Below are 13,569 nucleotides of genomic sequence, written 5' to 3'. Positions count from 1 at the left end.
TATGGTCCGTTGGTCAAGGGGTTAAGACACCGCCTTTTCACGGCGGTAACACGGGTTCGAATCCCGTACGGACTATAAGTACCAGCTAGAGAAAGCTGGTTTTTTTGTGTCCTTTTTGATAAAATAGAGGGGTTGACTGGCCTAGGTCAGACATTTTATACCACTTTAAAATCATAAATAACGAGACCTCGACCCGAAGAAAAACCTTTGTTTTGTGATGGCTGTCAGATGATGATAAGCCCTTGGTCGAGTTGTGGTTTTATTTGAATAAGTAAACAGATAATAAGGAAATGCAATGACATACTATAACGTTGGAAAGATTGTAAATATACAGGGCTTGCAGGGGGAACTTCGTGTTTTGTCTGTAACAGATTTTGCGGATGAGCGTTTTAAGAAGAAGAGTGTCCTAGCCCTTTTTGATGACAAAGACAATTACATCACGGATGTTGAGATTGCGAGTCACCGTAAACATAAAAACTTTGATATCGTTAAGTTTAAGGGGCTTTACCATATCAATGATGTGGAGAAGTATAAGGGCTGCAGCCTCAAGATTGCTGAGGAAAATTTAACAGACCTTGATGATGGGGAATTTTACTACCATGAAATCATTGGCCTTGATGTTTACGAAGGTGATACTTTGATTGGTCAGGTCAAAGAGATTCTCCAGCCGGGCGCTAATGATGTTTGGGTAGTAAAACGTAAAGGCAAAAAAGATTTGCTCTTGCCATACATCCCACCTGTAGTTCTCGATGTTGATGTTGCAGCTGGACGTGTTGAGGTTGAGCTCATGGAAGGATTAGACGATGAAGATTGATATCTTGACCCTATTTCCAGATATGTTTGCTCCCTTAGAGCATTCCATTGTTGGTAAGGCAAAGGATAAGGGCCTTCTAGAAATCAACTATCACAATTTTCGTGAAAATGCGGAGAAGGCTCGTCACGTAGATGATGAACCTTACGGTGGCGGTCAAGGTATGTTGCTACGTGCCCAGCCAATTTTTGATACCTTTGACAAGTTAGACGTCACAAAACCTCGCGTTATTCTCTTAGATCCTGCGGGTCGTACCTTTGATCAGGCCTATGCAGAAGAATTGGCGCAAGAAGAGGAATTGGTCTTTATCTGTGGTCACTATGAGGGCTATGATGAGCGCATCAAAACCTTAGTGACAGATGAGATTTCCTTGGGAGATTTTGTCTTAACTGGGGGAGAGTTGGCTGCAATGACTATTGTAGATGCGACTGTCCGCTTGATTCCTGAAGTTTTAGGTAAGGAAGCTAGTCATAAGGATGATAGTTTCTCATCAGGGCTTTTGGAATTTCCACAGTACACGCGCCCAGCTGAGTTTCGTGGCATGAAGGTGCCAGATGTTCTCTTGTCAGGGCACCACGTCAATATTCGACGTTGGCGTATAGAACAGAGTTTGCGTAAGACCTGGGAGCGTCGACCAGACCTCTTGGAAAACTATGACTTTACGGATGAAGAACGTCAGATTTTAGATGAGATAAAAGCAGAAGGGAAATAAAATGTCAGAAGAAAAGATTTACGATATTACCATTATCGGTGGTGGGCCAGTAGGACTTTGGGCTGCCTTTTACGCCGGTCTACGTGGTATGACTGTTAATATTATTGAGAGTCTGTCAGAGCTTGGTGGACAACCTGCCGTTCTCTATCCAGAGAAGAAGATCTACGATATTCCAGCCTTTCCGCAAACGACAGGTGCGGAATTGACAGAAAATCTCTTGACTCAACTTAAGCGTTTTGAAGATCGTGTCAGTATTCATTTGAAAGAAGAAGTGCAAACCTTTGAAAAGAAAGAAGGCATCTTCACAATTGCCACTAGTAAGGGCCAACACTTGTCTAAGGCTATCGTCATTGCTTGTGGGAATGGTGCCTTCGCTCCCCGTCCTTTGGGTGTGGACAATGAAGAAGATTATGCGGACAATAACTTGTTCTATAATGTGCATAGTCTTGACCAATTTGCCGGCAAGAAGGTTGTGATTGCTGGTGGTGGAGATTCAGCTGTTGACTGGGCTAATCACTTGGATGGGATTGCTGAGAGCGTGACTTTGATTCACCGTCGTGATGCCTTTCGTGCCCATGAGCATAGTGTAGAACTGCTTCATCAATCGTCAGTTAATGTGATGACGCCTTATGTGCCACTTGAAATTAAGGGTGAAAATGGTCTTGCCCAAAGTTTGACCGTTCAAAAAGTTAATTCAGATGAGGTTGTGGAATTGCCACTTGATGCCCTTATTGTTAGCTTTGGCTTCTCAACCAACAATAAAAATCTTCGTAACTGGAATGTTGATTACAAACGCTCTAGCATTACTGTTAATGCGCAGTTTGAAACCTCACAAGAAGGTGTTTATGCTATCGGTGATGCGGCAGAATATGAGGGTAAGATTGATTTGATTGCTGTGGGAATGGGTGAAGCTCCTATCGCTATCAACCAAGCTATCCAATATATTGATCCAGACGGTAAGAATCGTCCGGTTCACTCAACATCATTAATTGAAGAATAATGTCAAAAGAAGGAAAGTCTCAAAAAAAGACTTTGTCTTCAATCTAAGGAGAGACCAGTCTCTCTTTTTTCATGTCTAAAAACGTGGTATAATACACCTATGGCTACAACGAAAAAAACGAAAAAAGGGTCGACTTCTAAGAACAGTAAGAAGCGGCTTACAAAAGCAGAATTAGACAGACAGAAGGCGATTAAGCGAATGCTATGGACCTTCTTTTTTGCCTTTGTTTTAATTTTCCCAGTCTTTCGATTGGGTTTCTTTGGGGTTACCCTCTATAATCTCTTTCGAGTATTTGTGGGGAGTATGGCTTATCCTTTAATTTTTGCTATCTATGTTTATCTCTTTGGCTTTAAATGGTTACGTAAACATAGTAACTACGTAACAGGATTTTGGATGATCTTCGCGGGTCTCTTGTTGGAGTTTCACGCCTATCTCTTTAGTCTAGAACGCATGAGTGGTCTGGATATTTTCCCTGGTACCAAGGATTTGCTTTTTGGGGAACTGGTCAGTGTGCAAGTAGCTCGTTTTGCGGGTGGTGGTATGTTGGGGGCTCTCCTATACCAACCGATTTCTTTCCTCTTTTCAAATATCGGTAGCTTCATGATTGGGGTATTGATCATTCTCTTGGGTGCCTTCATTCTTAGCCCTTGGGATGTCTTGGATATCATGGAGTATGCTAAGGAAGCTTGGCAGAAAGGGGCTGAGAAGCGTTTGGAACGGATAGCACAACGTCAGGAAAAGAAGGCAGAACGTCAGGCTCAGAAAGAACGTGAGGCGGAAGAACGTGCCGAAGCCGAGCGTCTGGCTGATTTAACTGTTGACGAGGAGACGGGAGAAATCTTAGATGATGCTGCAGAGGAGTTACCACAAGAAACTGAGATTTTTGCATCTGAACCTGAAATCAGTGATTATGCTTCTGAGGACTACTATGATAATCTCCCTCCAGAGGATTATGAGGATTTCCAAGAAGATTATGCACCTTATCCAGAGGATGTGCCAAGCGAGGAGTTTCCACCATCTATGGTTGTTGAGGGAGATGATGCACCTGTCGAGGTTGATTTCACACCGAAGGAGCTCTTACAGTATAAATTACCTCAGATAGATCTCTTTGCACCTGATAAGCCTAAGAGTCAATCTAAAGAGAAAAACATCGTTCGTAAGAATATTCGAATCTTAGAAGATACTTTCAAGAGTTTCAATATTGACGTCAAGGTTGAGCGAGCCGAAATTGGACCATCAGTGACTAAGTACGAGGTCAAGCCTGCTGTTGGGGTTCGTGTTAATCGTATTTCAAATCTAGCTGATGACTTGGCTCTGGCTCTAGCTGCGAAAGATGTCCGTATTGAGGCCCCTATTCCTGGAAAATCTTTGGTTGGGATCGAAGTGCCTAACTCTGAGATTGCGACGGTTTCTTTCCGTGAACTTTGGGAACAGTCCAAGACGGATCCTAATAAGCTCTTGGAAGTTCCTCTCGGTAAGGCAGTTGATGGCTCGGCTCGTAGCTTTGATTTGGGACGGATGCCCCACTTGCTGGTGGCTGGGTCAACAGGTTCTGGTAAATCGGTTGCGGTTAACGGAATCATCTCTAGTATTCTTATGAAGGCTCGTCCTGACCAGGTTAAGTTCCTCATGGTCGATCCTAAGATGGTTGAGCTCTCTGTTTACAATGATATTCCTCATCTCCTTATCCCTGTGGTGACCAACCCACGTAAGGCCGCCAAGGCTCTTCAAAAAGTGGTAGATGAGATGGAAAACCGTTACGAACTCTTTAGTAAGTTTGGCGTACGTAACATTGCTGGCTACAATGCTAAGGTTGAAGATTGGAATGCCCAATCCCAAGAAAAACAGATTCCCCTACCTTTAATTGTGGTTATCGTTGATGAGCTGGCTGACTTGATGATGGTAGCCAGTAAGGAAGTGGAAGATGCCATCATTCGTCTGGGACAAAAAGCGCGTGCTGCGGGAATTCACATGATTCTCGCCACTCAACGTCCGTCGGTTGATGTTATCTCTGGTTTAATTAAGGCCAATGTGCCTTCTCGTGTGGCCTTTGCGGTGTCTTCGGGAACAGATAGTCGTACCATTTTAGATGAAAATGGGGCAGAAAAGCTACTCGGACGTGGGGATATGCTTTTCAAACCGATTGATGAGAACCACCCTGTTCGTCTACAAGGTTCCTTCATTTCTGATGATGACGTGGAACGTATTGTGACCTTTATAAAGGATCAGGCTTCTGCTGACTACGATGAGAGCTTTGACCCTGGTGAAGTTTCTGAGAATGATTTTGGTGGAGGTTCGTCTGCCAATGGTGGTAGCTCAGAAGGTGACCCACTCTTTGAAGAGGCCAAGGCTTTGGTCCTTGAAACACAAAAAGCAAGTGCTTCCATGATTCAACGTCGTCTGTCGGTTGGTTTCAACCGTGCCACTCGTTTGATGGAAGAATTGGAAGAAGCAGGCGTTATCGGACCGGCTGAAGGTACCAAACCACGTAAGGTTTTGATGACTCAAGAATAATGAACTGGAAAGAGTCACAAGCCTGGTTTTGAAAGGAATTAGAACAGACAAAAGAAATGAGAAAAATGAGTATTTTACCATTTGTTTTCTCATTCTTTTTTTATGTTCAAAATAGACCAAAAAATTGCAAAATATTCCATAAGAACGCTTACAAAACGAACTTTTTCTGCTATAATAGGAGAAAAAGTGAGTAATAAAAACTAAGGAGTTAAAAAATGGACAATTTATTAACCGTTCATTTTCATAGTATGCATGGCGACTATTCCCGATATAGTATGTGGAAGTGGCTAGATGGTTATTGGGGCGAAGAGGCCCATTTTTCACGTGAGGACGATTTTGGCCTTGTTGGTCAGGTTACTTCTCCCTCCAATCGTTTTATTGATTCTGTCAATCTTTTGGTCAAAACGGAAGACTGGTCGAGGCAAACACATGATTACCGTGTCCGACGCTTCCTAGGGGATGCTCCCAATGCTATTTGGATAGTTGAAGGTGATCCAACGGTTTATTATTCTAAACAGGCAGCCTTGACTAGCCATAGTTTTGAAGGTCGCGACCAGCATGCCTTTGATATGGCTCTTCGTAGACAGGAATTTGATCAAAAGTGGGGTTTTCAAGGTTGGTTAGGGCATAAGTATGAAAAAGGGGCTACAGAGTTTCGCCTTTGGTCACCACTAGCTCGTCGTGTGCAGCTCTTACTTTTTAAAAAGGGCAGTAAAAATCCTAAGGTCATTAAGATGAGTCGAGGAGCCAGTGTCAATAAGGACCGTCATGAGATGAATACTCACGGTGTTTGGAGTGCCACTGTCAAAAAGGATTTGGATGGGGTAGCCTACCAGTTTCGTGTTTATCATGAGGAAAGCTTCTATCAGGATACGAGAGACCCTTATAGCACCGCCCTTAGCTTAGATAATAAAAAAAGTTTAGTGGTCGCCCCTAAGCGACTTGTACCACGAGGATATGAAAAGGTTACGAAGCAAAAAGCGAGCTGGCGTAATGCAAATGCTTGCTCATCCGTTATCTGTGAAATGCACCTCCGTGATTTCTCAATCTCAGAGACGTCTGGTGTTAAGAAGTCCTATAGAGGGACATACCTGGGTGCCTGTCAGAAAGGGACTAAAAATGCCCAAGGAGATGTGACTGGTTTTGATTACCTCAAACGCATGGGTTACAATTATGTCCAGTTGCAACCGGTCTTTGATCACCATAAAACCTACGATAAAGATGGGAAGCTTCTCTATAACTGGGGGTATGATCCTGAGAATTATAATGTCCCAGATCGTCAATTTGCTGCTGATCAAAAGAATCCCGTGGCACCAATTTTGGAGCTTAAGAAAATGATTCAGGCCTACCATGAGGCAGGCATTGGGGTCATCATGGATGTGGTTTATAACCATACTTATTCTTCTTACAGCTCTCCCTTCCAACTGTCTGTGCCGGCCTATTACTACCGTATGCATGACAATGGGTCTTTCCAAGACGGGTCAGGATGTGGAAATGAAACAGCCAGTGAAAAGGAAATGTACCGTAAGTATATGATTGATTCTTTGGCCTATTGGGCAGAAGAATTTGGAGTGGATGGTTTCCGTTTTGACCTTATGGGCTTGCATGATGTTGCTACTATGAATGCCATTCGTTCGGCCATGGATGATATTGATCCTAGGATTCTTCTATATGGTGAAGGATGGGATATGGGAATTGGTCTTCCTGTGGATCAAAAGGGCAAGAAGGATAATGCAGCCTTGATGCCTAGAATCGGATTTTTCAATGACAATGCGCGTGACGCCGTTAAAGGGGCAGAAGTCTATGGACACATCAGTAACGGTTATGTGTCCGGAGCCCCATTGGAAGACCAGATTGCCAAGAGTCTGCTTGGTAGCCGTGGTTTTGTAAACTACCTCATGCCAGGTCAGGTCCTCAACTATATCGAAGCTCATGACAATTACAATTTGAATGATCTTATGCATCATTTGCATCCACATGATTCGCCAGAAGATATTGAAAAACGTATCTACTTGGCAAATGCTCTTAATCTAAGTATGCAAGGGATGTGTTTCATGCAGTTGGGACAAGAATTCCAGCGTAGTAAGATGGTTGCAACAGGTGAAGATGGAAATTACACAGAAGCAGATGTTAAGCGTGCTATGAATAGCTACAATGCCCCTGATGAGGTCAATCGGGTGGATTGGAATCAGGTGACCCTTAAGAAAAAATTGATTGCTAAAGTTGCCAAATTAATTGAGCGTAAGCAAACCGTACCAGAATTGTCATATCGTTCATATGCAGATATTTACGATAATCTCTATGTCGCAAAAGCGGAGTACGATTCAGGTATTGTTGAATTGCACATTTCTGGAAAATTACGTAAGACTTTTGTGTTCAATAATATGAAAAAAGATTTGGAGATTTACTGACAAGGCAGTCAAAAAATGTTATAATACAGGAAACGCTTACACAAGCAGTTTTATTCGCTTGTGAGCCCTATCAATCTGAAGGGTTTTCTAGTGTATTTACATATATTTCAATGTTTTAATTTCTTGATAGTTAGATCTATCAAGGCTAGTTTTAGAAAGGAGTGATGGTATGAATCTCGATGAAGCCATGTACACGTTTGGGACAGGTGAGAACTTCCACCTTCAGAATTATCTGGGTGTGCATGAATTGGAGGGAGAAGAAGGATTTGTCTTCCGTGTGTGGGCCCCTCATGCTGAGCAGATTCAGGTAATTGGAGATTTCACAGGTTGGTTTGATGAACCTCTGGATATGACCAAAAACCATATCGGTGTTTGGGAGGTAAGTTCAGCCCTCCCTCAAGAAGGACAACTCTATAAGTTCTTGGTGAAACGTAAGGGAGGTCAAGTAGTCGAAAAGATGGATCCTTTCGCTACTTATTTGGAGCCACGTCCAGGAACAGGAGCTGTGATTCGTAAGAAGAAAACTAAGAAGTGGAAGGATGGCCTTTGGATGGGTCGTCGTAAACGCTTTGGTTTCCAAAAACGTCCGGTTAATATCTATGAAGCTCATGCATCATCTTGGAAACTAAAAGAGGATGGTCAACCTTATACTTTCAAAGAATTGAAAGAAGAGTTGATTCCATATTTGGTTGAGATGAACTATACCCACGTGGAATTCATGCCACTCATGGCTCACCCTCTTGGGATGAGTTGGGGTTACCAGCTCATGGGTTACTTTGCTTTTGAGCATACCTATGGTACACCAGAAGATTTTCAAGATTTTGTTGAAGCATGTCACCAGAATAATATCGGTGTCTTGGTAGACTGGGTCCCAGGTCACTATACACAGAATGACGATGCTTTAGCCTACTTTGATGGTACACCAACTTTCGAATATCAGGATCACGATCGAGCTCATAACTATCGTTGGGGTGCACTTAACTTTGACTTAGGGAAAAATCAAGTACAGTCTTTCCTTATTTCAAGTGCTCTTTACTGGATTGAAAATTATCATATCGATGGTATCCGAGTGGATGCAGTTTCAAACATGCTCTATTTGGACTATGATGAGGGTCCATGGATGCCAAACAAGGACGGTGGTAACCGTAACTTGGAAGGCTATGGCTTCCTTCAAAAACTCAATCGTGAGATTAAAAAACGCTATCCAGATGTCATGATGGTTGCGGAAGAATCAACTGCAGCAACACCAATTACACAACCGATTGAAGAGGGTGGTCTAGGTTTCGACTTCAAATGGAATATGGGTTGGATGAACGATATCCTCAAATTCTACGAAGAAGATCCAGTTTACCGTCAGTACGATTTCAATCTGATGACTTTCAGTTTCATGTATTGCTTCAATGAAAACTATGTTCTGCCATTCTCACATGATGAAGTAGTTCATGGTAAGAAGAGTATGATGCATAAGATGTGGGGGGATCGCTACAATCAGTTTGCTGGCCTACGTAACCTCTATACTTATCAACTCTGTCACCCAGGTAAGAAATTGCTCTTCATGGGATCTGAATTTGGTCAGTTCTTAGAGTGGAAATTTGATTACCAACTTGAATGGAATAATCTTGAAGATGAGATGAACCAGAAGATGCAGGCTTTCACTAGCCATATGAATGGTTTCTACAAGGACCATAAATCTCTCTGGCAGATTGATGATTCTTACGATGGTATTGAAATCATTGACGCGGATAACCGTGCTGAAAGTGTGCTTTCCTTCATTCGTAAGGATGACAAAGGCGATAAGGGTGACTTTCTTGTCTGTGTCTTCAACCTAGCTCCAGTGGAACGTCAAGACTTCACTATTGGATTGCCAGTCGCTGGTATTTATCAAGAAGTGCTTAACACTGAGATGGAAGAATTCGGTGGTGTCTGGAAAAAAGGAAATCCTGAAACTCGTACCCAAAAGGCGAAATGGAAGGATTATGAAAATACCCTTAGCTTCACATTGCCAGCTCTTGGAGCAAGTATCTGGCGTGTTAAACGTCGCTTGAAATAAAGGGTAGACTTAAACGTGTACACGATTTGTTTTTCAGAGGTGATAGCAAGGAAGTTACGGTTGAAAGTAGCTGTTTGATGCCCAAACTATTGCCACACTGAGGAACTTACTTTAATTGTCATAATCAGTTTCGACTGATTGTTTCACATCCTTTTGAGGATGGAACTAAAAATCATGAGGGGGACTATTCATGAAAAATGAAATGTTGGCTTTGATCCTTGCTGGTGGGCAAGGAACTCGTCTTGGAAAATTGACCCAAAGTATTGCCAAACCAGCTGTTCAATTTGGTGGACGCTATCGTATTATTGACTTTGGTTTGTCAAATTGTGCCAATTCAGGAATTAACAATGTCGGTGTCATTACACAGTATCAGCCACTTGCTTTGAACAATCATATCGGTAATGGTTCAAGTTGGGGCTTGGATGGTGTTAACTCTGGTGTATCAATTCTTCAACCTTACTCAGCTAGTGAAGGTAATCGTTGGTTTGAAGGTACCAGCCACGCTATTTACCAAAACATTGACTATATCGACAGCATCAATCCTGAATACGTTTTAATCTTGTCTGGTGACCATATTTACAAGATGGACTATGACGATATGCTCCAATCTCACAAGGACAACAACGCAAGCCTTACTGTCGCCGTTCTTGATGTGCCACTTAAAGAAGCTAGCCGTTTCGGTATCATGAACACTGATGCTAATAACCGTATTGTTGAGTTCGAAGAAAAACCTGAAAATCCTAAATCTACTAAGGCGTCAATGGGTATTTATATCTTTGACTGGAAACGTCTTCGCAATATGTTGGTTTCAGCTGAAAAGAGCGCAGTTGATATGTCAGACTTTGGTAAGAACGTTATTCCTGCCTATCTTGAAACAGGTGAAAGCGTCTATGCTTATGAATTTGAAGGCTACTGGAAGGACGTAGGTACTATCGAATCCCTTTGGGAAGCAAATATGGAGTATATTTCTCCTGAAAATGCTTTGGATAGCCGTAACCGTCAATGGAAGATTTATTCACGTAACATGATTGCTCCACCGAACTTCTTTGGTGAACATGCTGAAATTGAAGACTCACTCGTTGTTGATGGCTGTTCGGTTGATGGAACTGTTAAACATTCAGTGCTCTCAACAAGTGCCCAAATCCGTGAAGGTGCGGTCGTTGAAGATTCAGTTATTATGAGTGGTGCAGTTATCGGTAAAGGCGCAAAAATTAAACGTGCTATTATCGGTGAAGGGGCACATATTTCTGATGGCGTGGAAATTGACGGTACAGAAGAAGTGCAAGTCGTAGGATACAATGAAGTAGTGGGGGTACCAAAAGATGAAGATTGATAAATATTCTGCAATTCTAGGAAATACCGTAGGATTCCATGACATGGGTGGTTTGACTGAGCACCGTCCTATTGCCAGCCTACCATTTGGCGGAAAATATCGCCTCATCGACTTCCCGTTGTCTAACTTGGCTAATGCTGGTATCCGTAGCGTCTTCGGAATCTTCCAAAACGAAAACATCAGTTCTGTCTTCGACCATATTCGTTCAGGTCGTGAGTGGGGCTTGTCTACTCTTCTCAGTCACTACTACCTTGGTATTTACAATACTCCTGTTGAAAGCTCAACTGTTGATGAGGAATACTATCGTCAAATTTTGACTTACCTTAAACGTTCAGGCTCAGATCAGACTGTAGCTCTTAACAGTGATGTTTTGGTCAACATTGATCTTAACCAAGTTTTCCACCTTCACAATACAACAAAACCAAAAGTTACTGTGGTCTACAAAAAACTTCCTAAAGAACTCATTTCAGATGTAAACAGCGTTTTAGAAATTGATGACTCTGACAAAGTGCTTGGCCATGAGCTCTTCCAGGGTGGCGATAAAGAAGTTTACAATATGTCTACAGACATCTTTGTTGTGGATACACCATTCTTGATTGAAAAATTGGAAGAAGAAGCAGCTAAAGAAGAACCTCGTAAGCTTCGTTATGTACTTCGTGATTTGGCAGTTGCTGAAAATGCTTTTGCTTACGAGTACACTGGTTACCTTTCAAATATCCACTCAGTAAAAGCGTACTTTGATGCTAACTTGGATATGCTGGAATCACAAAAATTCTATAAACTTTTTGCACCAAACCAAAAAGTTTATACAAAAGTTAAAAATGAAGAGCCAACATACTATGCAGCTTCTTCTGAAGTTAAAGTGTCTCAGTTTGCATCAGGTTCTATTGTACGTGGTAAAGTGGAACACTCAGTGGTTTCACGTAATGTAGATTTGGCCGAAGGCTCAAACGTGAGCTACTCAGTTCTCTTCCCACGTGTTACAGTTGGTAAAGGCGCTACAGTTGAATATGCGATTGTGGATAAAGGGGTTGAAATCGCTGATGGTGTTACTATTCGCGGTACAGAAAACAACCCAGTTGTCATCAAAAAAGGTAGCGTTGTAACAGAGGATATTGTACGATGAAAATTTTATTTGTAGCTGCTGAAGGTGCACCTTTCGCTAAGACTGGCGGTTTGGGTGACGTTATCGGTGCTCTTCCTAAATCTCTAGTCAAAAATGGTCACGAAGTTGCCGTAATTCTCCCTTATTATGATGTGGTTTCGGCTAAGTTTGGCGATCAGGTTGAAGACCTTGGCTTCTTCTATACAAATGTTGGTTGGCGTCGTCAATATGTCGGCATCAAGAAAATTGTCCGTGATGGTGTGACTTTCTTCTTCATTGATAATGAGCAGTATTTCAACCGTGGTACGGTATACGGTGAGTGGGATGATGGTGAGCGTTTTGGTTTCTTCCAAATGGCTGCCCTTGAGTTGATGGAAAAAGTGGACTTTATTCCAGATGTTCTCCATGTTCATGACTACCACACAGCCATGATTCCTTTCCTTCTTAAGGAAAAATACCATTGGATTCAAGCTTACCAAGGTATTAAGACAGTCTTCACTATCCATAATATTGAATTCCAAGGTCAATTTGACAGTGGAATGCTTTGGGAAATTTTCGGTGTTGGTTACGAGCGTTATGCTGATGGTACCCTTCGTTGGAATGATTGCCTCAACTGGATGAAAGCAGCTGTTCTTTACGCAGACCGTGTCACAACAGTTTCACCATCATATGCTGGTGAAATCCAAACACCTGAATTTGGTAAAGGCCTTGATCAAATCATGCGCATGGAATCTGGTAAGTTATCTGGTATTGTTAATGGTATCGATACGGACCTCCTTGATCCAGAAACAGATACTCACATTCCTTATCATTTCTCAGTGGATGATTTGTCAGGTAAAGCCAAAGACAAGGCAGCGCTTCAAGAGCGTGTTGGTCTTCCAGTTCGAGAAGACGTTCCATTGATTGGTATTGTGTCACGTTTGACAGACCAAAAAGGTTTCGATTTGGTGGTTAACGAGCTTCACAACATCTTGCAACATGATGTTCAGATTGTTCTTTTGGGTACTGGTTATAGTGACTATGAGAATTCTTTCTCTTGGTTCGCTCATGCTTATCCAGAAAAAATGTCTGCCAACATTACTTTCAACCTAGAGTTGGCTCAACAAATTTATGCTGGTTGTGACATTTTCCTTATGCCTTCAGCCTTTGAACCATGTGGGCTCTCACAAATGATGTCTATGCGTTATGGTACTTTGCCAGTGGTTAGTGAGGTTGGTGGTCTTCGTGACACCGTTGAACCTTACAACCCTGTAACAGGCTCAGGTACAGGCTTCTCATTCGGTAACTTCGCAGGTTATTGGATGGTTCAAACACTTGAAAAAGCTCTCGATGTTTACGAAAATAATGCTGATGCTTGGAAACAACTCCAGCACAATGCGATGACTCGTGACTTCTCATGGGATACAGCAAGTTTGGCATATGTTGATTTGTACAAACAATTAGTATAATTGCAAAGATAACTTTTCTCGCAAGGGAAAAGTTATCTTCGTGTAAAGCGTTTGAAAACGCTTCTATATAATCTTGACAAAAGTCAGGATAGCATCTCTCAATCTTGTTGATAAAGCAATGAAAGAGAAGATATCTAAAAATCTGAATAGAAGACTAACTCTAATCGTGTTTAATAAACCTGACT

General features: G+C 42.1%; 9 protein-coding genes and 1 tRNA gene. All 10 read left to right on the top strand.

From position 1 onward, the window contains the following. Positions 1-3: 3 nt before the first annotated feature. The 10 genes from H7T93_RS08345 (at position 4) to glgA (ending at position 13,384) form a co-directional block, all read left to right on the top strand. Positions 4-75, top strand: a tRNA-Glu gene (locus H7T93_RS08345). Positions 76-295: 220 nt separating this feature from the next. Then, complete coding sequence (gene rimM, locus H7T93_RS08340; protein WP_201041803.1) at positions 296-814, top strand: ribosome maturation factor RimM; 519 nt, start codon at positions 296-298, stop codon at positions 812-814. Further along, positions 804-1,523, top strand: coding sequence for a tRNA (guanosine(37)-N1)-methyltransferase TrmD (gene trmD / locus H7T93_RS08335; protein WP_156685286.1), 720 nt, complete (start codon positions 804-806; stop codon positions 1,521-1,523). Before rimM ends, trmD begins: the two co-directional genes overlap by 11 nt. Position 1,524: 1 nt before the next feature. Continuing rightward, positions 1,525-2,523 carry an NAD(P)/FAD-dependent oxidoreductase gene (locus tag H7T93_RS08330; protein WP_156685287.1) on the top strand — a complete coding sequence of 333 codons (999 nt, stop codon included), beginning with the start codon at positions 1,525-1,527 and terminating at the stop codon, positions 2,521-2,523. A gap of 99 nt (positions 2,524-2,622) precedes the next feature. After that, positions 2,623-5,037, top strand: coding sequence for a DNA translocase FtsK (locus H7T93_RS08325; RefSeq protein ID WP_156685288.1), 2,415 nt, complete (start codon positions 2,623-2,625; stop codon positions 5,035-5,037). Positions 5,038-5,252: 215 nt separating this feature from the next. Continuing rightward, on the top strand, positions 5,253-7,448 hold the full coding sequence (gene pulA / locus H7T93_RS08320) for a type I pullulanase (protein WP_156685289.1): 2,196 nt from the start codon (positions 5,253-5,255) through the stop codon (positions 7,446-7,448). A 169-nt stretch (positions 7,449-7,617) separates the two neighbouring features. Continuing rightward, positions 7,618-9,498, top strand: coding sequence for a 1,4-alpha-glucan branching protein GlgB (gene glgB, locus H7T93_RS08315; RefSeq protein WP_049545333.1), 1,881 nt, complete (start codon positions 7,618-7,620; stop codon positions 9,496-9,498). 190 nt (positions 9,499-9,688) lie between these two features. Further along, positions 9,689-10,831 carry a glucose-1-phosphate adenylyltransferase gene (locus H7T93_RS08310; protein WP_201041801.1) on the top strand — a complete coding sequence of 381 codons (1,143 nt, stop codon included), beginning with the start codon at positions 9,689-9,691 and terminating at the stop codon, positions 10,829-10,831. Beyond that, positions 10,821-11,957: a glucose-1-phosphate adenylyltransferase subunit GlgD gene (gene glgD / locus H7T93_RS08305; protein ID WP_156685290.1), complete on the top strand. Its 1,137-nt coding sequence runs from the start codon at positions 10,821-10,823 to the stop codon at positions 11,955-11,957. Before H7T93_RS08310 ends, glgD begins: the two co-directional genes overlap by 11 nt. Further along, entirely contained in the window at positions 11,954-13,384 is a 1,431-nt protein-coding gene (glgA, locus tag H7T93_RS08300; RefSeq protein ID WP_201041799.1) for a glycogen synthase GlgA, read from the top strand. Before glgD ends, glgA begins: the two co-directional genes overlap by 4 nt. Positions 13,385-13,569: the final 185 nt, after the last annotated feature.

Source organism: Streptococcus sp. 9.1, assembly GCF_016648815.1.
Taxonomy (GTDB): Bacteria; Bacillota; Bacilli; order Lactobacillales; family Streptococcaceae; genus Streptococcus; species Streptococcus salivarius_E.
This window is presented reverse-complemented; position numbering and strand designations above follow the sequence as displayed.

What these genes read in the sequence shown, in the direction of transcription:
- trmD (WP_156685286.1), top strand. Translation starts at nt 804, where the DNA reads ATGAAGATTGATATCTTGACCCTATTTCCAGATATGTTTGCTCCCTTA.
- H7T93_RS08325 (WP_156685288.1), top strand. Translation starts at nt 2,623, where the DNA reads ATGGCTACAACGAAAAAAACGAAAAAAGGGTCGACTTCTAAGAACAGT.
- glgB (WP_049545333.1), top strand. Translation starts at nt 7,618, where the DNA reads ATGAATCTCGATGAAGCCATGTACACGTTTGGGACAGGTGAGAACTTC.
- H7T93_RS08310 (WP_201041801.1), top strand. Translation starts at nt 9,689, where the DNA reads ATGAAAAATGAAATGTTGGCTTTGATCCTTGCTGGTGGGCAAGGAACT.
- glgD (WP_156685290.1), top strand. Translation starts at nt 10,821, where the DNA reads ATGAAGATTGATAAATATTCTGCAATTCTAGGAAATACCGTAGGATTC.
- H7T93_RS08330 (WP_156685287.1), top strand. Translation starts at nt 1,525, where the DNA reads ATGTCAGAAGAAAAGATTTACGATATTACCATTATCGGTGGTGGGCCA.
- pulA (WP_156685289.1), top strand. Translation starts at nt 5,253, where the DNA reads ATGGACAATTTATTAACCGTTCATTTTCATAGTATGCATGGCGACTAT.
- glgA (WP_201041799.1), top strand. Translation starts at nt 11,954, where the DNA reads ATGAAAATTTTATTTGTAGCTGCTGAAGGTGCACCTTTCGCTAAGACT.
- rimM (WP_201041803.1), top strand. Translation starts at nt 296, where the DNA reads ATGACATACTATAACGTTGGAAAGATTGTAAATATACAGGGCTTGCAG.